This is a genomic window from Cupriavidus sp. Agwp_2 (assembly GCF_040784895.1).
Lineage (GTDB): Bacteria > Pseudomonadota > Gammaproteobacteria > Burkholderiales > Burkholderiaceae > Cupriavidus.
On sequence record NZ_CP088083.1, the window covers coordinates 385,526 to 406,782 of the forward strand.

General features: G+C 67.5%; 19 protein-coding genes. 15 read left to right on the plus strand and 4 right to left on the minus strand.

The window, feature by feature from the left end; translation table 11 throughout:
* Positions 1–3: 3 nt before the first annotated feature.
* Both LPA45_RS01830 and LPA45_RS01835 read left to right on the plus strand, forming a co-directional pair.
* Positions 4–1,998, plus strand: a complete 1,995-nt coding sequence (locus LPA45_RS01830; protein WP_367394844.1) for an integrase — start codon at positions 4–6, stop codon at positions 1,996–1,998.
* The gene (locus LPA45_RS01835) at positions 1,964–2,386 is read left to right on the plus strand and encodes a hypothetical protein (protein ID WP_367394845.1); all 423 of its coding nucleotides are present in this window, start codon (positions 1,964–1,966) and stop codon (positions 2,384–2,386) included. The genes LPA45_RS01830 and LPA45_RS01835 overlap by 35 nt, the downstream gene beginning before the upstream one ends.
* Before the next feature lie 408 nt (positions 2,387–2,794).
* Here the strand turns inward: LPA45_RS01835 and LPA45_RS01840 are convergent, their stop codons facing one another.
* The gene (locus tag LPA45_RS01840; RefSeq protein WP_116317037.1) at positions 2,795–3,142 is read right to left on the minus strand and encodes a helix-turn-helix transcriptional regulator; all 348 of its coding nucleotides are present in this window, start codon (positions 3,140–3,142) and stop codon (positions 2,795–2,797) included.
* Positions 3,143–3,423: 281 nt separating this feature from the next.
* On the opposite strand from LPA45_RS01840, the gene LPA45_RS01845 reads away from it, so the two are divergent.
* Positions 3,424–6,324 carry a DUF4118 domain-containing protein gene (locus tag LPA45_RS01845; RefSeq protein ID WP_367394846.1) on the plus strand — a complete coding sequence of 967 codons (2,901 nt, stop codon included), beginning with the start codon at positions 3,424–3,426 and terminating at the stop codon, positions 6,322–6,324.
* The gene (gene kdpE / locus LPA45_RS01850) at positions 6,325–7,020 is read left to right on the plus strand and encodes a two-component system response regulator KdpE (protein ID WP_116317039.1); all 696 of its coding nucleotides are present in this window, start codon (positions 6,325–6,327) and stop codon (positions 7,018–7,020) included.
* A 113-nt stretch (positions 7,021–7,133) separates the two neighbouring features.
* Here kdpE and LPA45_RS01855 read toward each other — a convergent pair whose 3' ends face one another.
* On the minus strand, positions 7,134–8,060 hold the full coding sequence (locus tag LPA45_RS01855; protein ID WP_116317040.1) for a LysR family transcriptional regulator: 927 nt from the start codon (positions 8,058–8,060) through the stop codon (positions 7,134–7,136).
* A gap of 102 nt (positions 8,061–8,162) precedes the next feature.
* Here LPA45_RS01855 and LPA45_RS01860 point away from each other — a divergent pair, with 102 nt between their 5' ends.
* From LPA45_RS01860 to LPA45_RS01890, 7 genes are all read left to right on the plus strand, one after another.
* Positions 8,163–9,137, plus strand: a complete 975-nt coding sequence (locus LPA45_RS01860) for a tripartite tricarboxylate transporter substrate binding protein (protein ID WP_376790626.1) — start codon at positions 8,163–8,165, stop codon at positions 9,135–9,137.
* A gap of 38 nt (positions 9,138–9,175) precedes the next feature.
* A complete protein-coding gene (gene leuC, locus LPA45_RS01865) occupies positions 9,176–10,594 on the plus strand; it encodes a 3-isopropylmalate dehydratase large subunit (RefSeq protein ID WP_116317042.1) in 1,419 nt (472 codons plus the stop codon).
* Complete coding sequence (gene leuD / locus LPA45_RS01870; protein WP_116317043.1) at positions 10,587–11,231, plus strand: 3-isopropylmalate dehydratase small subunit; 645 nt, start codon at positions 10,587–10,589, stop codon at positions 11,229–11,231. Before leuC ends, leuD begins: the two co-directional genes overlap by 8 nt.
* 179 nt (positions 11,232–11,410) lie before the next feature.
* Positions 11,411–12,487 (plus strand): porin, encoded by a 1,077-nt coding sequence (locus LPA45_RS01875; protein WP_367394847.1) that lies wholly within the window; start codon positions 11,411–11,413, stop codon positions 12,485–12,487.
* Positions 12,488–12,511: 24 nt separating this feature from the next.
* Complete coding sequence (locus LPA45_RS01880; protein WP_367394848.1) at positions 12,512–13,498, plus strand: Bug family tripartite tricarboxylate transporter substrate binding protein; 987 nt, start codon at positions 12,512–12,514, stop codon at positions 13,496–13,498.
* A complete protein-coding gene (locus LPA45_RS01885) occupies positions 13,495–14,427 on the plus strand; it encodes a BMP family ABC transporter substrate-binding protein (RefSeq protein ID WP_367394849.1) in 933 nt (310 codons plus the stop codon). The genes LPA45_RS01880 and LPA45_RS01885 overlap by 4 nt, the downstream gene beginning before the upstream one ends.
* A gap of 125 nt (positions 14,428–14,552) precedes the next feature.
* Complete coding sequence (locus LPA45_RS01890; protein ID WP_367394850.1) at positions 14,553–16,040, plus strand: ATP-binding protein; 1,488 nt, start codon at positions 14,553–14,555, stop codon at positions 16,038–16,040.
* Positions 16,041–16,096: 56 nt separating this feature from the next.
* Here the strand turns inward: LPA45_RS01890 and LPA45_RS01895 are convergent, their stop codons facing one another.
* A complete protein-coding gene (locus LPA45_RS01895) occupies positions 16,097–17,278 on the minus strand; it encodes a diguanylate cyclase (RefSeq protein WP_367394851.1) in 1,182 nt (393 codons plus the stop codon).
* 385 nt (positions 17,279–17,663) lie between these two features.
* Between LPA45_RS01895 and LPA45_RS01900 the strand changes: the two genes are divergently transcribed.
* Positions 17,664–18,008 carry an RcnB family protein gene (locus LPA45_RS01900; RefSeq protein WP_116317049.1) on the plus strand — a complete coding sequence of 115 codons (345 nt, stop codon included), beginning with the start codon at positions 17,664–17,666 and terminating at the stop codon, positions 18,006–18,008.
* Positions 18,009–18,105: 97 nt separating this feature from the next.
* Here LPA45_RS01900 and LPA45_RS01905 read toward each other — a convergent pair whose 3' ends face one another.
* Positions 18,106–18,354: a hypothetical protein gene (locus LPA45_RS01905; protein ID WP_116317050.1), complete on the minus strand. Its 249-nt coding sequence runs from the start codon at positions 18,352–18,354 to the stop codon at positions 18,106–18,108.
* Positions 18,355–18,882: 528 nt separating this feature from the next.
* On the opposite strand from LPA45_RS01905, the gene LPA45_RS01910 reads away from it, so the two are divergent.
* The 3 genes from LPA45_RS01910 to LPA45_RS01920 all read left to right on the plus strand — a co-directional run bounded on the left by LPA45_RS01910 (position 18,883) and on the right by LPA45_RS01920 (position 21,196).
* Positions 18,883–20,094 carry a collagen-like protein gene (locus tag LPA45_RS01910; RefSeq protein WP_367394852.1) on the plus strand — a complete coding sequence of 404 codons (1,212 nt, stop codon included), beginning with the start codon at positions 18,883–18,885 and terminating at the stop codon, positions 20,092–20,094.
* Between the two features lie 124 nt (positions 20,095–20,218).
* Positions 20,219–20,713: a two pore domain potassium channel family protein gene (locus LPA45_RS01915; protein WP_116317051.1), complete on the plus strand. Its 495-nt coding sequence runs from the start codon at positions 20,219–20,221 to the stop codon at positions 20,711–20,713.
* Between the two features lie 129 nt (positions 20,714–20,842).
* Complete coding sequence (locus LPA45_RS01920; RefSeq protein ID WP_367394853.1) at positions 20,843–21,196, plus strand: hypothetical protein; 354 nt, start codon at positions 20,843–20,845, stop codon at positions 21,194–21,196.
* Positions 21,197–21,257: the final 61 nt, after the last annotated feature.

The window sequence follows — 21,257 nt, forward strand, 5'->3', positions numbered from 1 at the left end:
ACCATGGCGGCCGTCGGCCGCCCGGAGGTACTCGCAGGCGATGACTGGGTCGAGAACGCAAAACAGTTGATCGGCAAGGCGAAAGCGTTGATGCCGTTCGGTGACGTCGATTGGGCAGCGGCGGTCTGGGATGTCTCGGCGGCCTATGAACACCGAACGCGAGCATACAAGGCAAATGCCCGCGGACTGCGACTGCCATTCACGCAGCACAGGCAAGTGGCCAAGGGTGTGGGCGAGCCGCTGCCAGAGGCCTTCGCGGAGCTGGTCAAGGCGCTTGTATGCATGCGCCATCAAAAGCGAGGTCAGTCTGTGGGAAGCCACAGCGTGTTCATCCGCGCTACGCGCTACGTCTGCGAAGCAATCCGAAGGCCGGGGCGTCAACTCAGCGAATTATGTAAAGATGATCTGGATCGGGCGGCGGCCATGGTTCTCCGAAAGGAACGGGAGACATCCGCATACAAGGTTCTTGGCCACATGGAGGAGTTCGCCGATATGTTGGACCGATACCGGCTCAGCCGGGTGAGGCTGGACTGGCGTTGTAGGCGGAAAGCGCGGCCCCGGTCATTAACCCCCGATAGGATCGGGGACACTCCGACTGAGGTACCGGACAGGTTGCCCAAAGAAGAAGCGATCCGGGCGCTTGGGTGGCTCTACCAGACGATCCCTCGAGCCGAACACCTGGACGACGCGGGCGCCGCGGACCGCATACTGATTCTGATCGCCACGATCATGGCGTGTACGGGCCTGAGAGTTGGCGAGATGCTGACGCTGCCGGTGAATCCGATCTCCGTCGCGCAGGATGGCAGTCGGAACCTGCGCTATGCGAGGCTGAAAGGTCGCGCTGACGACGTGATGGTCGAATGGCATTCCAAGCCATTACTGTCCGAGACGGTGGATCTAGTGGAGGCTGCAGTGGCGGAACTGCGCGAGGCAACCGCTGGGCCGCGACAGGTTGCTTTGCAAGCCAGCCGCCGCGGATCTCTGATGCCGAGGAACGCGCTTCCCAAAGTTCTATACACGCGTGACCTGCGAGCTGTTCTAGGGTTGAACAGTTCGAATCTTGCGCAATTCCTGCGGGCCCGCGCGATTCCCTTCGAGATCGTGGATCGACGGCTACGCGTAGATCGCGACGCGCTGTGCAGAGGCATTGAAAAAGACCATTGGTTCGGACCGGTGATCCCGGGGGCCGCCGGTCAAGGACTCAAGCTCCACCAAGCGCTGTGCGTCGTCTATGCGAACCAGCTCCATCGCGGGACACGGACAACGCTCACATATGCGGCCCGGCTGGTGTCCGATCAGAACGTGCAGGACTTCCTGGCCGGACGGCCCGCCATTCGGTCGGCGTTCGAGCGGTATGGGCTTGCGGGTGAAGATGGCCTGGTACTGCGTTTGCGATCGCATGGACTCCGGCACTTCTTGAACCATCTGCTGGACGAAGGTGGGGCGCCGGATCTCGTGCAAACGAAATGGTTCGGGCGAAAGCATGAGGCAGACACGAGAGCCTATCAACATCTGACGACTGCCCAGCGCGCGGCGCAGGTGGTTAAGGAGGTTCTGGAAGGCAAGTTGGCGGGCGGTATCGTTGAGGTGGCCAAAGCCCTCCCGCTTGAAGTGGAAAAGACATTCCTGGCAGCGCGCATTAAGGCGGTCCACGACGTGGGACCGGGACTATGCGTCCACGACTTCCAGATGTCGCCCTGCGAGCGGCATTTGCAATGCACGGCGAAGTGTGATGACTACCTTTGGATCAAGGGCGAAGAGGCGAGAGTGCATGAATTGAAGAGGCAGGCGGCTGTGGCATATGTCAGTCTGCATACGGTGACGGCGCGTGCGAGGTCGCGATCCTTGATGCAATCGGATTGGTATCGGCACATTGCGACTCGATATGATCAGCTGATGAAGCAGCTAGCAACGATAGGATTCCATCAAGCTGATCTGGTGCAATACGTGGAGGAGTCTGGAAATGCCGGCACGCATCCGCGCGAGTGCAAAGATTAGTGAGCAAAGGAAGGCAGGAATCATTGCCGAGCTTGAGCGATGGCAAGGAAGGGAGCTTGGTACGCAGCTGACCTGGTGGCGTATCGAAGCGTTCTCTGGATACAGCCGGCAAGCGCTCAGCCGTCACCCTGAAATCGTGCACGCCTATCAGGAAGCGAAGCGAGCGTTGGCCGATCGCGGACAGAAGTCCCGGTCGCGAACGCGCCGCGATGAAATCGCGTACCTCGATCAAACGGTGGAGAGGCTGCGCGCAAAGATCCGATGGTATGAACAACTCGAAGCGTCTTGGCTGGAGCGTTGGCAACGTATTACCAATCAGTGCCTGCAACGCGGCCTCAGCATCGAGGATCTGGATCGCCCCCTGGATCCATTGAACCGAAAAGGCTAGACCGTCCGAGCCGTGCTGGACGGGCTGATGTCGAGTGTGTGACACGGGACGCTCCATTCCGGCAGGAAACAGAAATATTCTGCCATCTGGTCAGAGTGCTTTATACGGCTCCCGAGAAAGCTACGCAAAATTGGTGAGCATTCGCTCCGCCATCCTGCATGAATGTGTAGGAGAATGATCCCACTCCAGCGCATCGCGCATCGATCTCCGGCCCTAGCCTGGGCCCCCACGATCCTCAATCTTTACGATTGCCGGGTCGCATCTCTCCCAAAGCCACCATCCATGCCGGTTTGCGGTCAATGTTTACGCCATTGCGCAACAGAACCGTTCTGAGTTTGCCTAACGCAGAACCGTGACACCAACCCCGCCTGTGCGCGGGGTTTTTTTATGTCAGTAGCTTATGGAGTATCAGGTGCGGTCATGCTCCATGGACCCAGAGGTGACGGAACAGCTGGAAACCGGAGAACACGGATTGCCGCCACAGCAGTTCTCCGTGAGGTATCCGAGCAGGGCATTCATGGTTTCGAACTGAGCCACGTAAATGATGGAGCGCCCTTCCTGGCGGCTGGCGAGCAGGCCAGCCCGGTGCAGCTCCTTCAGGTGGAAGGACAGCGACGAGGGCGGCATCTCCATGAGTTCTGCGATGCGCCCTGCGGGCAGGCCTTCAGGACCCGCCTGCACGAGCAAGCGGAATACGGCCAGCCGGATGGCGTGTGCAAGCGCGGCAAGCGCTTCAAGGGCTTTGTCGGTTTCCATATTTCGAATATAGTCAAAATATCGGGGGCAGGCAACTGACTCGCCGGCCGGGTGCGATCTTTATACGTTCTTTATGCCGACCCGCTCCCTTTCTACCCGGTTTTTACGACCCTGCCGGTAAGCTGCATGCCAGGACTCACTCAAGGATGCCATGCCGTGATCGGGATCTTCCTGATCGTATTGATCGCCTTCGCCGCGCCGCGCCGCAGGGCGCCATCCATTTGCCATCGCCGTGCGTGTGGCAGGCGGCCGTTCTGCTAGCATGGGACGCGAACTTTCCCATGCCTGATACCGAACTCCGCGCCGCGGGCGCACGCCCCGATCCGGATGACCTGCTCAGGCAGGTGCAGGCCGAAACCGCACGGGCCGCGCGCGGCAAGCTCAGGGTCTACTTCGGCGCGTCGGCGGGCGTTGGCAAGACCTTTGCCATGCTCACCGCAGCGCGCGCGGCGGCGGCGCAGGGCATCGATGCCGTCATCGGCGTGGTCGAGACCCACGGCCGCGCGGAAACCGACGCATTGATCGACGGCATCGAGCGCCTGCCGATGAAAGCAGTGCCGTACCGCGAGCGGGTCTTGAGCGAGTTCGACCTGGACGCGGCGCTGGCCCGCCATCCCGCGCTGGTGCTGGTCGACGAACTGGCGCATTCCAACGCGCCGGGCAGCCGCCATCCCAAGCGCTGGCAGGACATTCAGGAGCTGCAGGCGGCCTGCATCGACGTGTGGACCACGGTCAACGTGCAGCACCTCGACAGCCTGAACGAGGCCGTCGGCGGCATCACCGGCATCCGCGTGTGGGAGACCGTGCCCGACACGGTCTTCGACGCCGCTGACGAGGTCGTGCTGGTCGACCTGCCGGCCGATGAACTGCTGCGCCGGCTGAAAGAGGGCAAGGTCTACCTGCCCGAGCAGGCGCGCCACGCGGCACGGAATTTCTTCCGCAAGGGCAACCTGATCGCGCTGCGCGAACTGGCGCTGCGCCGCACCGCGGATCGTATCGACGACGATGTGCGCGCCTGGCGCCAGTCCGAAGCCGTGCAGGCGGTCTGGCGCACGCGCGAGGCGGTGCTCGCCTGCATCGGCAGCGGCGACGATGCGGAGCAGGTGGTGCGCAGCGCGCGCCGGCTCGCCGGGCAGCTCGATTGCGACTGGCACATGGTGACGGTGGCGACGCCCCGTCTGGCGCCGCTATCCGATACGGCCAGGCTGCGCCTGCAGGCCGCGATGCGCCTCGCCGAGGAACTGGGCGCGCGGACCGAGACGCTGGCTGGCAACGACATGGTGCAGGCAATTGCGGGCTACGTGCGCCGCCATAACCTGACCAAGGTCGTGCTCGGCCGCGCGCCGGCGGACTGGCGCCGCGGCGGCTCGCCGGTAGAGCGTGCGCGGGCGCTGCTGGGCCTGGTGCTGTCGCCGCTCGTCAGCGGCCCGGGTGGGCTGCCCGGCCGCCGCGCCAGCTTTGCCGATTCGCTGGCGCGCGGCTGCCCCGAGATCGATATCATCCGCGTGGCCGCCGACATGACGCGCGCCGATCTCCGTCCACGCCACGGCATCGACGAAACGGAAACCTCGGCAAGCACCGATGGCGCCAGGCGCAAGGACTACGCCTGGGCCGTGGCATGGTGCGCGGGCGCGACGCTGCTGTCGGCGCTGGCGCTGCCGTGGTTCGAAGTGGTCAACATCGTCATGCTGTTCCTGGTCGCGGTGGTCGGCGTGGCGCTGCGCCATGGCCGCGGGCCGGCGGCGCTGGCGTCGGTGCTGGCGGTGGCGGCGTTCGATTTCTTCTTCGTGCCGCCGCGGCTGTCCTTCGCCGTCACTGACGTGCAGTACCTGCTGACCTTCCTGGTGCTGCTGTCGGTCGGGCTGGTAGTCGGCCAGCTGACCGCGGGGCTGCGCGAGCAGGCGCGGCTGGCGGTGCGGCGCGAGGAAGATGCGCGCACGCTGTACGAACTGGCGCGAGAACTCTCGGCGGCATTGCAGCCCGAACAGATCGTCGCGATCGGCAGCCGCTTCCTGCGCGCCGCCTTCGATGCCAGCTCGGCCTTCTTCCTGGTCTCGGAGGACGGGCGGCTGTTGCCGCCGGTGTCGGATGCCAGCCCGCCGCGCAGCATGGGAAGCAGCGCCGGGCACACCGACTCGATCGACCGCGTGCTGGCCGAATGGGTCTTCCACCATGGCCAGCCCGCCGGCACCGGCACCAACACGCTGCCGGGCAGCACGGTGCTGTACCTGCCGCTGAAGGCGCCGATGCGGACCCGCGGCGTGCTCGCCGTGGAGCCCGCGGTGCCGCACGCATTCGCGCAGCCCGCGCTGCGCCGGCAGGCCGACGTGTTCTGCACGCTGATCGCGATCGCGGTCGAGCGGCTGCACTATGTCGAGGTGGCGCAGCAGGCGCTGTTGTCGATGGAGTCGGAGCGCCTGCGCAGTTCGCTGCTGGCCGCGGTCTCGCATGACCTGCGTACCCCGCTGACCAGCCTGATCGGCATGGCGGAAACCATGCAGCGCGTTACGCCACAGCTGGCCCCGCCGCTGGATGAGACCGTCGCCGCGATGCTGGAGCAGGCGCGCCGCATGCGCACCATGGTGGTCAACCTGCTCGACATGGCCAGGCTGCAAAGCCGCGACGTGCACATCCGGCGCGAGTGGCAGTCGGTCGAGGAGCTGGTAGGCGCGAGCCTGGCCGCGATGCGCGATGCGCTGGCGCGCCACCGTGTCGCCGTGGCCGATCTGTCGCAGGTGCCGCTGGTGGAATGCGATGGCGTGCTGCTCGAGCGCGTGCTGTGCAACCTGCTGGAGAATGCCGCCAAGTACACGCCGCCAGGCACCCAGATCCGGCTGTCCGCGGCGGCCGAGGGCGACGAGATCCGGGTCGTGGTCGAGGACGACGGACCCGGCGTACCCCGGGGCAGGGAGCGGCAGATCTTCGAGAAATTCACGCGCGGCGAGCGCGAGTCTGCTACCGCAGGCGTCGGGCTGGGACTGGCCGTGTGCGATGCCATTATGCAGGCGCATGGCGGGCGCATCTGGGTGGAACCTGCGCAGCGGCATGGGGAGCATGAACGTCCCGACGAGGGCACCGGCGCGCGCTTCACCATCGCGTTGCCGCGCGGCAACCCGCCCACGATCGAGCCCGAGCCGGCCGAACTGCCAGAGCTGTCGCCAACCAGGCAAGGAGAGGCATAGATGCCGTTCGATTTCTCGCCCACGATCCTGCTCGTCGAGGACGAACCGCATATCCGCCGTTTCGTCCGCCTGACGCTGGAGGCCGAGGGCTGCACGGTGCACGAGGCCGAGTCGCTCAAGCGCGGCCTGATCGAGGCCGGGACGCGCCAGCCCGACCTGGTCATCCTCGACCTTGGCCTGCCGGACGGCGATGGGCTCAAGCTGATCGGCGAGATGCGCACGTGGACCGCCGTGCCGATCCTGGTGCTGTCCGCGCGCAGCGGCGAGGCCGACAAGGTCGGCGCGCTGGACGCGGGGGCCGACGATTACCTGACCAAGCCCTTCGGCGTGGCCGAGCTGGTGGCGCGCCTGCGCGTGCTGCTGCGCCGGCATGCCCGGGCCAATCCGCAGGGTTCCAGCCAGGTCAAGTTCGGCGACGTCCACGTCGACCTCGCCAACCGCGTGGTCACGCGCGGCGGGCAGGCGGTGCACCTGACGCCGATCGAGTACCGGCTGCTGGCGGTGCTGATCGCGCATCGCGGCAAGGTCATGACGCACCGCGAACTGCTGCGCGAGGTGTGGGGCCCCGCGCAGTCGGAGAGCAGCCAGTACCTGCGGGTCTACATGGGACACCTGCGCCACAAGCTCGAAGCGGACCCGGCGCAGCCGGTACACCTGCTGACCGAAGTGGGGCTGGGCTACCGGTTCGCCGGATAAGGCGGGGCACGGCAGCCGGCGGCACGCCTGCCGGCATCAACGACCACCATATCCACCCCACGGATCCGAGGACCTTCCGTGCCGGAGTGCCGTGGAAGTTCCAGGCGACGGCGCTACCACGCGCTGTCCGCGCCCCCCGGCCCCCGCGAGCGGTGCCCGGCAAACCGCTCCAGCATGAAATCCACCAGCGCCCGCACCTTGTCGGGCCGGTGGTTGCGCGCCGGGAACACCAGGTAGATATCCGCCGGCGCCAGCTGCCACTGCGGCAGCACGCGGCGCAGCGCCCCGCTGCGCAGGTGCTCGGCCACGTCCCATTCGGACCGCACCAGCAGCCCTTGCCCGTCCAGCGCCCACGCCAGCGCCGATTCGCCGTCGTTGGTGCTCATGGTGCCGCGCACCTTGACCGTTTCCTGCTGGGCGCCGTTGCGCAGGTGCCAGGTGCCGAAGGTTTCGTCCGCCTCGCGGATGAAGATGCAGTTGTGCCGCGCCAGCTCGCGCGGGTTCGCCGGCTCGCCGGCGGCCTGCAGGTAGGACGGCGCGCCGCACAGCAGGCGGCGGTTGTTGGCGAGCAGCCGCGCGGTGAGCCGCACGTCGGGCAGCTCGCCGAAATGGATCAGAGCGTCCAGGCCCTGTTCGACCAGGTTCAGCGGCCGTTCGCTCAGGTGCAGCTGCACCTCGATCCTGGGGAACGCGCGTGCGAACGCCGACAGCGCGGGCGCGATATGGCGGCGACCGAAACCCAGCGTTGCGCCGATCTTCAGCAGGCCGTGCGGCGTGCTGCTGCTGCCGGCGATGGCGCGTTCCAGCGCTTCCATTTCCGCCAGGATGCGCGCGCCTTCGACCAGGTAGCTTTCGCCCTCCGGCGTCAGGCTGATGCGCCGCGTGGTCCGGTGCAGCAGCCGCACGCCCAGCCGCGCCTCCAGCGCGGCCAGCCGCTTGCTGACCGCGGGCGGCGTCACGCCCAGCTCCTGCGCGGCGGCGGCCAGGCTGCCGTGCTTGTTGATGCACTGGAAGAAGGCCAGGTCGGAAAAGTTGTCCATTGCTGAATTACAGGAACTAAAGAAGTAACGGAGTCTGAATTATGTTTCTCCGGGGCAATGATACGATCGTTTCCACAACAATTCATCCCACAGGAGACGCCCGTGAAACTTGTCCGCCTGACGGCCTTGATGGCTTGCGCCGCGGCTTTCGCCGCCACCGCTGGCACCGCCGCCGCCCAGTCCTATCCCCAGCGCCCGGTCCGCCTGGTCGTGCCTTATGCTCCCGGCGGCAGCGCCGACATCGCCGCGCGCCTGGTCGCGGATGCCTGGGCCAAGAGCCTCGGCGGCACCATGGTGGTGGAGAACCGCGCCGGCGCCGGCGGCAACATCGGTGTCGACGCCGTCGCCAAGGCGCCCGCCGATGGCTACACCATCGGCCTGCAGACGGTGTCGCTGGCGATCAACCCCGGCCTGTTCCCGCGCATGCCGTACGACACGCTGAAGGACCTTGCGCCGATTGGCATGGTCGCCAGCTCGCAGCACGTGCTGGTGGTCAACAACAACATCCCGGCGAAGACGCTGCCGGAGCTGATCGCCGCGGCGAAGGCCCAGCCGGGCAAGATGACCTACGGCTCGGCCGGCAACGGCAGCACCTTCCATATGTCGGCGGAGCTGTTCAAGTCGGTGGCCAACGTGTCGATCGTCCACGTGCCGTATCGCGGCGGCGGTCCGGCGCTGGTCGACACCATTGCCGGCCAGGTCGACATGAGTTTCCCGGTGGTGTCGGCGGCCCAGCAGCATGTGCAGGGCGGCAAGCTCAAGGCGCTGGCCGTGACCGGTTCCAGGCGTTCCGCGCAGTTGCCGAACGTGCCGACGGCGGCGGAGGCCGGCCTGCCTGGCTACAACTTCGAGACCTGGTTCATGGTGTTCGCGCCGACGGGCACGCCCAAGCCGGTCATCGACAAGCTGAACACCGCGCTGAACGCCGCGCTCGCGACGCCGGCCACGCGTGACCGGATGCTCAAGGAAGGCTTCGAGCCGACGCCGAGCACGCCCGCGGCCGCCCGGCAGCGGCTGGAGAAAGAAATGCCAGTGTGGGCCAACCTGATCAAGCAGCGCGGCATCACCGCGGAATGACCGTCATACCATCACCAAGCATTACCAAGGCCTTTGCCATGACACCCCGGACCCTGTACCAGAAGCTGGTCGACTCCCATACCGTCGCCAGGATCGACGACGACAACGTGCTGTTGTACTGCGACCTGCACCTGATGAACGAATACACCAGCCCGCAGGCCTTCGCCGGCCTGCATGAGCAGGGGCGCGGCGTGCTGGTGCCGGGGCAGAACGTGGCCGTGGTCAGCCATATCATCCCCACGCACCCCGGCGCGATCCGCGTGATCGCCGATCCGGCGTCGGCGCTGCAGGCCACCAACCTGCGCAGCAACTGTGACCGGCACGCGATCCCGCTGTTCGACACCAACGACACGCTGCAGGGCATCGAGCACGTGGTGGCGCCCGAGCACGGCATGATCCGCCCGGGCACGGTGGTGATCTGCGGTGACAGCCACACCACCACCTACGGTGCGCTCGGCGCGCTGGGCTTTGGCATCGGCACGTCCGAGGTCGAGCACGTGCTGGCCACGCAGACGCTGGTCTACCGGATGGCAAAGACCATGCGCATCCGCGTGGACGGCAAGCTGCCGCTCGGCACCACTGCCAAGGACCTGATCCTGCGCATCATCGGTGCGATCGGCGCGCAGGGTGCGCGTGGCTACGTGGTGGAGTACTGCGGCACGGCCATCCGCGACCTGAGCATCGAAGCCCGCTTCACGCTGTGCAACATGACGGTCGAGGCCGCCGCGCGCGGTGCGCTGATTGCGCCGGACGAGGCCGCCATCGACTACGTGCTGCGCCGCGCGCCGGATATTGATGGCCCGCTGCGCGACGCCGCGTTGCAGTACTGGCAGACGCTGCACAGCGACGCCGGCGCGCAGTTCGACATGGAATACGTCTTCGACGCGAGCCAGGTCGAGCCGCACGTGACCTGGGGTACCAGCCCCGACCAGGTGCTGCCGGTGTCGGGCCAGGTCCCGTTCCCTGAAGACCAGATCGACGAGGCGGAGCAGCGCGCGGTCGAGCGCGCGCTGGCCTACACGCACCTGCAGCCGGGCGCGACGCTTGCCGGCACGCCGATCCAGCACGTCTTCATCGGCTCATGCACCAATGGCCGCATCGAAGACCTGCGCGCGGTCGTGAGCGTGGTGCGCGGCAAGCGCGTCGCTGCGGGCGTGCGTGCCATGGTCGTGCCGGGATCGGGCGCGGTGAAGGCGCAGGCCGAGCGCGAAGGGCTGGCCGACATCCTCACCGCCGCGGGATTCGAATGGCGCCAGCCCGGCTGCTCGATGTGCCTGGCCATGAACGACGACGTGCTCGCCGACGGCGTGCGCTGCGCCTCCACCACCAACCGCAATTTCGAAGGCCGGCAGGGACGCGGTGCCATCACCCACCTGATGAGCCCGGCCATGGCGGCCGCGGCGGCCATTACCGGCGCGATCACCGACGTCCGCAAGCTGGAGCTGTCCCATGCCTGAACTTTCCTGCCTCACCGGCAAAGCCGCCGCGATCCGTTTCGAGAACCTCGACACCGACCAGATCATTCCCAAGCAGTTCCTGCGCGGTATCGACAAGTCCGGGCTCGCCGAAGGCATTCTCTATGACCACCGCTTCGACGCCACCGGCGCGCGGCGCCCGGAATTCGTGCTGAACCGGCCGGAGTACGCCGGCACCAGCATCCTGGTCGGCGGCGCCAATTTCGGCTGCGGCTCCAGCCGCGAGCATGCCGTATGGGGCCTGCAGCAATTCGGCATCCGCGCCGTGATCGCGCCCAGCTTCGGCGAGATCTTCTACTCGAATGCGATGAACAACCGGCTGCTGCTGGTGATGCTGCCGCGCGAGGTGATCGAACGGCTGATGAACGCGGTCGATGCCGACAGCGCCAACGCCATCCACATCGATGTCGAGGCCATGCAGGTGCGCACGCCGGTGGGCGACTTCCCGTTCGAGCTGTCGGCACGGCATCGCCGCATGTTCCTGGAGGGGCTCGACATGATCGGCCTGTCGCTGACGCAGCGCGACGAGATCGAGCAGTTTGCGCGGCGCTACTGGGATGCGTTCCCGTGGGCCAAGGATGTGGCCCGGCGCACGCGCGAGCGCTTGGGAACAACCTGAGCGCTTGCAGATGCCGCGTCATCCCCGGCGCGGCAGAAACCGCATGACGTCATGCGGACACATTCGTATGCGGATGGTTGTCCGCGCCTCTATATTTTGCGTCCTAACTTTGTATGCAAAATGGAGGTCGACGTCAGATGGTCCGTCAGGGAGTCCGAACAACGAGGCGCGGTCGCGCCATGCCGCGGGCGCGTGCCGGCGGGCTCGCTGGCGCATTTGCCGGCGCATTGGCTGGCGCATTTGCCGGAGTTGTTGCCGCCAGCGTATCCACGCCTGCACAGGCCCAGTCGGTCACGCTGTATGGCCTGCTCGACACCATGGTCCGGTACTCGGACAACAACCGCGGCGACCAGCGCCTGGCGGAGTTGAGCGAGGGCTATTTCAGCGGCTCGCGCTGGGGCGTGCGCGGCACGGAGGCGCTCGGCGGTGGCTGGTCCGCGCTGTTCAACCTGGAAAGCGGCTTCGACCTTTCCACCGGCATGTCGCTGCAGGGCACCGCAACCACCAACTACGGGCAGGTCGGCACGCAGGGCAACGGCCGGCTGTTCGGGCGGCAATCGTATGCCGGCCTGCAGCATGAGACGCTCGGCACGCTGACCTTCGGCCGCCAGTTCACCACGGCCTATGACGCCACCTTCCGCTTCCAGCCGTACGGGCATCCGAACCTCGATGCCGTCGCCATCCTCAACGGCTATACGGGGCCGCGCCAGGACAACATGGTCAAGTACGCCGGCAAGTGGGGCGCGCTGTCGGCGGCGGGGCACTACACCTTCGGCGAAGTGCCAGGGGATATCCCGGCCAACAGCAGCCGCGGCCTGGCGCTGGCATGGACCACGCGCAGTGTCGACATCGGCGCGCTGTTCCAGAGCACCAATGCCGCCAGTACCGAAGAGCGCCGCACGATCTGGGGCATCGGCGGCAGCACGCAGCTGGGCCCGGTCAAGCTCGCGCTCGGCTATCTCGACAACCGCTACCACCTGAGCCCGACGCGCAACCATGTACTGACCGGCGGCGCCACCGTGCAGGCAACCGCGGCGCTGGCGCTGTCGCTTGCGGCGGGCTACGACCGGCAGGCGGTTGCCAGCGGCCATCGGCTGATGCTGACCGGCGTGGCCGATTACGCCTTGTCCCGGCGCACCAGCGTCTATGCCGAGTTCGACTTCAACCGTGTCAGCGGCGCCTACGCGCTGCCGGCGTTCATGGGCGTATATGGCAACAAGTTCGGCGGCGGCGTGGGCCTGCGCCACCGGTTGTGACATCGATGCCGCCGAGGAACTGACATGATTTCCAGAAGACGATTCCTGGCCGCTTCCGCCGCGCTGTCGCTGCCATTGCCCTTGCCATTGGCGGCGCGCGCCGACGCCGCGCCGTGGCCACGCCATCCGGTGCGCATGGTGGTGACCTTCCCGCCGGGCGGCGCCAGCGACATCGTGGCGCGGCTGCTGGCGCCTGCGCTGCAGGAGCGGCTGGGCCAGCCCTTTGTCACCGACAACCGCCCGGGTGCGGGCTCGACCATCGGCGCGGCCGCCGTTGCCGCGGCGCCGGCGGACGGCTACACGCTGCTGATGTCGAATTCAGCCGCGCTGAGCATCTCGCCGTTCCTGCCCGGCCGGCGCCCGTACGACCCGGTTCGCAGTTTCACGCATGTGCATTACATCGGCGCGGTCCCCACCGTGTTCGCGGTGCATCCGTCCGTGCCCGCGCGCACGCTGCCGGAGCTGGCGGCGTGGATCCGCGCGCAGCGCGATCCGGTGCCGTTCGGCAGCGGCGGCGCGGCATCGGTCGCGCATATCGTCGGGGAACTGTTCGGGCAGCAGGCCGGGCTGCGGCTCACGCACGTGCCATACAAGGGCGCGGGGCCGATGCGCGCCGACCTGCTGGGCGGGCAGCTGCCCTTCGCCGTCGATGCCTTGCCGCAGAACCTGCCGTTGATGCAGTCCGGTGCGCTGCGCCTGCTCGCCGTGACCGCGACCCAGCGCGTGCCGCAGGCACCGCAGCTGCCCACCGTGGCCGAAGCCGGGTTTGCCGGGCTGGTGGCCGAGAATTTCGTCGGCGTCTCGGCGCCGGCCAACCTGTCCGGAGACATCGTGAACCGCTTGCACCATCACCTGAATGAAATCTTGCAGCAACCCGCTGTGCGCACCCGCCTTGAAGCCTTGGGCTTCGTGCTGGCACAGCGTCGGCCCGACGAATTCGCCGCGTATGTGCGCCAGCAGGCGCAGGCCTGGGGCCCGGTGGTGGCCGCGACCGGAGCGAGCCTGTCATGAGCGCGCGCATCCAGGTCGTATTGTTCGGGCCGCAAGGGCGCGGCAGCTTCAATGAAGCCGGACATGCCGGCGCCTTGCGCGCCCGCGCGGCGGGGCACGACGTAGGGATCGCATGGATCGGAGACCCGTCGCCGCGGGCGCGCACGCAGGCGCTGCTGGCGCTGTGCGATGCGCGGCCGGACCTGATCGTCGCGCACGGCGGCCAGGGTGACGTGCCGGTTGCCGCCGCGGCGGCGCGCTATCCGGCCCAACGCTTCGTCATCACGCAGGGCAGCGCGCTGTCGGCCAATATCGCCAGCTACGAGGTGCTGCAGGAACAGTCCGCATTCCTGGCGGGTGTGCTCGCCGCGCTCACTTCGCAAACGGGCGTGGTCGCGCACCTGTCCGGCGAGAAGGTGCGGCCGGGCCTGAAAGGCCGTGCCGCCTTCGTCCACGGCGTGCGCAGCGCAGTGCCCGGGCTGCCGGTGCTGACCACGTTCTGTGGATACCAGCACGATCCCGCGCTCGCGGCTGCCACCGTCGAGGCCCAGGCGCGCGCCGGTGCCGACATCTTGTTCGCGATGATCGACGGCGGCCGCGACGGCGCCATCGCGGCGTGCCGCGCCACCGGCGTGCGCCAGATCGGCAATGTGCTCGACTGGACCGCGCGTCATCCCGACGTGTTCATCGCCTCGGCCATCGCCGACAGCGGGCTGTGCGTGGAACGGGCGATCGACGACTATGTCCGCGGGCAGGTGGCGTGGGGGACGGTGCGCAGCTTCGGGCTTGAAGTTCCCGAAGCGGTCCGTCTCGCGCTGGGGCCGGGAGTCGGCCACGACGTGCGCGCGGCGCTCGATCAGTGGAGCCAGCGGCTGCTCGACGGCAGTGTGATGTTGCCGGAATCGGTGGCGGTGCAGGAGTTCGACATCGACAGCGCGCCGGATCATTAGTATGTGTCGGTAAAGCCCGATGGTTCGGAAATCGGGCGAACCGAAGTTCATGCGCCCGCGGCCGCGCGTCGCTATGCTTGGCATATTTCCGCAAGCCGCAACGGCATGCAGCCCCGGACAATGCCATGACGACGAACGACGACAGCGCAGTCCCCGCACCGCCCGACGCGGGCCACCCCGCCAACCCGCGCCTGCTGGCCGCGATGAGCCACGAGATCCGCACGCCGCTGTACGGCATGCTCGGCACGCTGGAACTGCTGTCGTTGACCGAGCTGAGCGCGGCGCAGCGCCAGCAGGTTGCAACCATCACCGCATCCTCGCGCGTGCTGCTGCAACTGCTCGATGACCTGCTCGACTTTTCGCGCATCGACGCTGGCCAGCTGCGCCTGGAAGCTGTGCCATTCGATCCGGTCGCGTTGGCAGAGACGGTGGCGCGCGCACAGGAGCCGCTGGCCATGCGCAAGGGCGTGGCGCTGGACTGCGACCTGCAGCCGGGCGTGCCGTGGCTGCTGGGCGATCCGCTGCGCGTGCGGCAGGTGCTCGCCAACTTGTTGCGCAATGCGATCAAGTTCACCGCGCACGGGCGCGTCACGCTGCGCATGTGGCACGAACCGCAGCCCTCGCCGCTCCCGGTCAGGCTGATGCTGGAAGTGGCCGACACCGGCCCAGGCATCGATGGCGCGCTGCTTGCGCACCTGTTCGAGCCCTTCACGCAAGGCGATACCGCAGGCGCGGACCGGCACGGCGGCGCCGGGCTCGGCCTGGCGATCTGCAGGCACCTGGCCAGGCTGATGGGCGGCGACATCACTGTGGACAGCACGCCGGGCCAGGGCAGCCGGTTTCTCGTGGCACTACAGTTGCAGGCCACCGCCGCACGGTCAGCGAGCGGCGCCGCCTGCCCCGACACGGCGCAGGCCATGCCTGCGCTGCCGCATCTCGGGCTGCGCGTGCTGGTGGTGGAAGACCATCCGTACAACCGGCAACTGCTGCGTGGCCAGCTGGAGCGGCTTGGCTGCACGGTGCAGCTGGCGAGCGACGGCGCGCAGGGGCTGGCGGCCTGTGCGGCAGGGGCCTTCGACGTCGTGCTGACCGATGTGCAGATGCCGGTCATGGACGGCTACGCGCTCAGCCGCCAGCTGCGCGCGACAGGCAATCCGGTGCGCATCGTCGCGCTGACCGCCAACGCCGGCGATGGCGAAGCCGGCCGCTGCCACGCGGCGGGCATGGACCGCTGCCTCGTCAAGCCGGTGCTGTTGCCAGAGCTGGCCGCGTGCCTGCAGGCACTGGTGCCGGCGCACGGGGAGATGTCGCCAGGCGCCGGCGACGACGCTGAAGCCAATGCGGCGCTGCTGGCACAGAGCGTGCGTCACGACCTCGATGCCTTGCTTGCCGCTGCCGCCAGCGGCGACCTGGGCGCGGTGCAGACGCACGCGCACCGCATGCGCGGCGCGCTGGCGCACATCGATGCCGCGCGCGACGCGGCGCAGCTTTGCCAGGAGCTGGAGGCCGGCGCCGCGTGGGCCGTGCAGGCGGCGCAGGACCGCGTTGGCGACCTCCGCCTGTCCCTCGACGCCAGTTTTCCGGGCCACCACCAGCCGCGCTTGTCGCCATGATCCGGTCCTCGTCCGCGGCATGGCAATCATCGAGGGAATCTGCCTGTAGCCCTGTCTCAGACGAGGGCGCCAAGCGCCTGCAAGGCTTCGTCCCGCTCCCAGGCGACGCAGTTGCGGCCGCGGTTCTTGGCCGCGTAGAGCACGTGGTCGGCGCGCATCAGCAGCGCATCCAGGTCCTCGCCGGGCCGCAGCGTCGCCACGCCAAAGCTGGCGGTCACGCGGTGCACGCCGGGTAATACCGTCATCGGCGTGTGTTCGAGCGTGTGGCGCAGGCGCTCGGCCAGTTGCAGCGCGGCGTCGGGCGCGGTATCCGGCAACAGCACGACGAACTCCTCGCCGCCCAGCCGCGCCGCGATGTCGCGCCGGTGGATGCCGCCGGCGATGATCTGGCCGAACTGCGCCAGCACCGCGTCGCCGGCGCTGTGGCCGTAGTTGTCGTTGATGAACTTGAAGTGGTCGAGGTCGCACAGCAGCAGGCTGAGCGGCTGCCCGGGAGGCGGCGGGATCTGGTACATGGCCAGCGCGGCCAGGCCGCGGCGGGTATGCAGCAGCGTGAGCGGATCGGTGTCGCGCTCATGCCGCAGGCCGACGATGATGTCCTGCACCGCCGCGGCCAGCAGCGCCAGGGCCAGCGCCATCAGCATCAGTGCCAGCGTGGCCTGCAGCCACAGCCAATAGGCCGAGCGGGTGAAGCTGGCCGGATCGTACGATGCCGCCGGCACGACGGTCAGCACGGTGCGCGGCAGGAAATGCAGCGCGAACAGCAGGTAGGTCCAGAACAGCATGCGGTCCGCCAGGCGCCCCGTGCGCAGTCGGGCCAGCGCCGGCATGCCCAGCAGCAGGATCATGGCGATGCCGATGTTCAGGATGTAGATGCGTGCCACCAGCCGCGGCTGCACCAGGTCGAACCACGCGATGGCGCCGAGCAGCGCGAGCGGCAACGCCACCTGCACACAGGTATCGACCCGTGCGCCGATGCGCGCCAGCATGCCGCGCAGCAGCAGCACGCCGCTGCCCAGGTACAGCAGGCCGGTCACCGTGGCCTGTCCGCCCCCGTCACGCGGCGGCCACACGATCTGCACGCTGATGGCGATCGCATACATGCAGTACGCGGCCGCCGGCAGCAACAGGTAGTGCCGGGTGCGCTCATAGCGCCAGGCTGTGACGAAGCACAGCGAGAATGCGATGGCGATGGCGGGATTGACCAGTGCCAGTAGTCGACCAGCGTCTTGCAACACGAGAGTCCCCTGTTCTTGTCGTCCTCTGGCAGGGGTGCTTGCAAGCCGCGGCAAGGGCGCGGACAAGCGGCGGCATCAGGCGGCCGGCAGCTCTCGCGACCAGCATCCGGTGACCGAAGGGGCATGGCCAGGGAACATTATGGGGCGCATGCGCCCGGGCAGGCGCGACGCTCGCCGCGGCCTGCTGAGTGTTTCCGTCAGGTCGCATTCTAGCCAGCACCTGGGCTCGCGGCGCATGGCGGGTGCCGCCGCGCGGCAAACAATTGTGAACGCAAGGGCGTGGCTGGCGGGCCACGGATGCCACGTTTTCCGCTTTTGTGACTAATCTGGAAGGTGCTGTCCGGATCCTCCGGCAGTTCGGTTTTCCGTACGCAAGGAGATCACGATGAATACCAAGAAAGCGATGCCGGCACTGCTGCTGGCGGCAAGCGTGCTGGCGGCGCCGTTTGCCATGGCGCAGGGCACCGGCCGGACTCCCCGGCCGATGACGGAACCCGCGGCGTCAGCGCCGCCACCAGCCCCGCAAAGCTCGCCGTATGTGCAGGTGCAGCAATGGAAAAAAGGCGATCGCCTGCCGACCGAGTTCAGGGATCGCCAGTATGTGATCGACGATTACAAGCAGTACAACCTGCCGGCGCCGCGCAAGGGCACGCGCTGGGTGGGGGTTGGCGCCGAGTATTACCTGGTGGCGCCCAATGGCGTGATCCAGCAGGTCGGGTCGGGCTCCTGATCCACACCGTCCTGGGCGCCTCGCCCCGGGCCATGCAGCAAAGCAGAGCCGCCGCGCGGGGTGCGCGGCGGCTCCATTTTTTGTGCAGCGCTCCGTGTCACATGCCGAGTATCTTCTTGGCCTCCAGCAGCGACTTCATCGATTCGTCATGCTTGCCGGCCTTGTGGTAGGCCTCGCCGTCGGCACGCAGCTTGGTCACCTTGGCGGCATTTTCGGGCGACAGCGCCGGCTTGGTGGAGAGCTTGGCGTCGATGGCCTTCATCTCGTTGGGACAGTTGTGGGCGAGCGCCAGGCCGCTGGCGCCGCACAACACCAGCGCCGCGAGGATCGGGATGGATTTACGCACGTCGGCCTCCGCTTGGAGATGGTGGAATTTCCAGCATAGTGCATCGCCCGCGTGGCCAACATGCCCGCTGCCGGCCGACGCCGATGCTGAAACCGGCGATACCCCCTGCAGGGGGTAAATCGGGGCGCAATGTTTCTTGCATGAAATACGCGAATCCGGTTGGCTCATCCGGATTTCAGCCGTTTGGACGAAACCTGCATCTTTTGATTTCAGCAGCGCCTTTGCCCTGCTGGTGCGTTTGACGGTCCCATTTTCCGAGGCACCGGAGGCACGCGGGAATACACGCCGGCAGGCGGTTTCCCTGAATCAAAAAGACCATTTCGCGAATCGCGCGCATTTTAAACGGCGCTATGTTTAGAGCCGTCTGCATTAGCTGGCGAGGTGATTTTCCTCATCCTTGCCGCGCGCTTCATTCCTGAATCAGCCCGTGCCAACGCACGATTCTTCTGAACCTCCGCGAAACATAAATTGAAGTCGCCCGGCAAACAGCCGGACAGCGAAATAAAAAAATATACGGGGAGCTTCACAATGAAACACATCCACCTGAAACGGGCGGCAATTCCGGTCGCGTGCCTGGCGTTCATGCTCGCCGGTTGCGGCGGCGGTGGCGGGGATGCGGCACCGGCCAGCATCTCCCCGTCGGAAAGCGTGCCGGGTCCGGCTGGCGCCAATGGCAAGACCATCCTGTCCGGCATCAATGCGCCGGGCGCGAGCGTGGGCTCGGACGGCGATTTCTACCTCAATCTTTCTACCTCGACGCTGTACGGGCCAAAGGCCAACGGCGAATGGCCGGCCGGCGTGCCGCTGGTCGGGCCGCAGGGGGTTGCCGGCGCGCCGGGCGCCTCGCTGCTGCACGGCGCGGCGGACCCGACCGCGGCCGATGGCGCCGAGGGCAGCTTCTACCTCAACACCACCACCAACACGCTGTTCGGGCCCAAGACCGGCGACAACTGGCCGGCGGGCATCTCGGTGGTCGGGCTGACCGGCCCGGTGGGCGCTGCCGGCCCGACCGGTCCCACTGGTGCGACCGGGGCCACCGGCGAGCAGGGCCCTGCCGGCCCGGCCGGCGCCGATGGGGCCACGGGGGCGACGGGAGCGACGGGAGCGACGGGAGCGACGGGAGCGACGGGGCCGCAGGGAGAGAAGGGCGATAGCGGCGCTACCGGTGCTACAGGCGCTACCGGTACGCAAGGCTCTCAAGGAGACAAGGGCGACAAGGGAGATACCGGCACTACTGGCGCTACCGGCGATACCGGGGCCCAGGGCCCGCAAGGGGAGAAGGGCGACCAGGGAGAGAAGGGAGACCAGGGCGCGGCGGGCGCAACGATCTACACCGCCAACTTCGCGGTCTCCAAATCGTCCGGCGGCAACGGCACCTATGTCATGACCGGCAGCGGACTCGACCTGCAGGGTAGCGACCCATACTTCGGCGCGCTGATGCCGGTCGGCTGCGCGGGCGGCATGACCATGACGGCAACCCTGGCCGGCTCGCCCCAGTCGGGCTCGCTGTACACCGTGACCGCCTACCGGGTGGCCAGCGGCACGGCGCTGCAGACGGTCAATCCGGTCGCCATCACCGAGTCGGCCAGCTGCAATCTGAGCAGCTCGGGCAGGACCTGCTCGACGCCGGCCACGGTGCCGGTGGCGGCCAACGACATCATCCAGGTCCAGGTCAGCGGCAACCGCACCTTCAACTGGGACGGCGGCCTGTACGTCAGCCTGTCCTGCAAGACCCAGTAAGCCGCCGCCCCGTTGCGCCTGCGTTCCCGTGCTGGTTTTCCCGCGCGCCTTCCGGTGTTATGTTGGAGGGCGTCTTTTTTTGCCCGCCCGGTACCGGACGCCCCCGCCCCTCAACCGGTTGCGCATGGAAAACTCTGCCGAAAATTTCTTGCTGGCCCTGCTGTGCGCCGCGGTGCTGACCGTGACCGTGGTGGGCATCCACTACGAAGCGCTGCGCCTGCTGTCGGCGCTGCATCCGCGGCGCTGGAGCGGGCGCGTCAATATCGGCGTGCTGATCGTCTGCATCATCCTGGTCCACTGCCTGGAGGCGATGGTGTTCGCGTTCGGCTTCTGGTTTGCCGACAACGTGCTCGGCCTCGGCTGGCTGGCGGGATCGACCGCGCCCGGCATGCCGACCCGCCACGGCGAGCCGTCGCTGCTGGTCTATGCCTACTTTGCGCTGGAGACCTTCACCACGCAGAGCCTGGGCGATCTCTACCCGGTCGGCGCGACCCGGCTGATCGCGACCATCGAGCCGCTGGTGGGCCTGATCCTGATCGGCTGGTCCGCATCCTTTACCTATGTGGTGATGCGGCGCGACTGGCAGCTCGACGACGAAGGCGAGCATCGCGCGCGCTAGTGCAGCGCCCGCCGCCGGCGCCGGCCAGGAATGCCGGAAGTGCCACAGATGCCGGTAGTGCCAGATGAGCCGCGAACGATTAAGCTTGGCATCTTCCGAAAGCCAACGAGCCACCCACGAGGAGCCACCATGTCGAGCCGACAGCGCAACCTGATCCGCCTAGCCGCCGTTGCCACCCTTGCCATGGCCTGCAGCGTCCACGCGCAGAAGCAGGACGGCCAGGGTGCCGCCGCCGCCGCGATCAATGAGGCCGTGCAGCAAGGCACCACGCCCTACCGCCCCGATCCCGCCGCGACGCCGGGCAGCATCGAGTCGGCGGAATGCCGCGAGCTGGCCGCCCAGATCGCCACGGCGCCCAAGCGCGAGTACCGTACCACCGACTCGACCATCGAGACTGCGCAAGGGCGGCAGATCCCCGAACTGGAACGCGAGCGTCCGCGCAAGTCGCTGCAGCAGGCGTACCAGGAGAAGTGCACCCAGTAAGCCGTTTCCACGGCGGAGGGCTGTGCCAGGCGCGCCCTCCGCCGCTGTCCTTCCGCTGCCC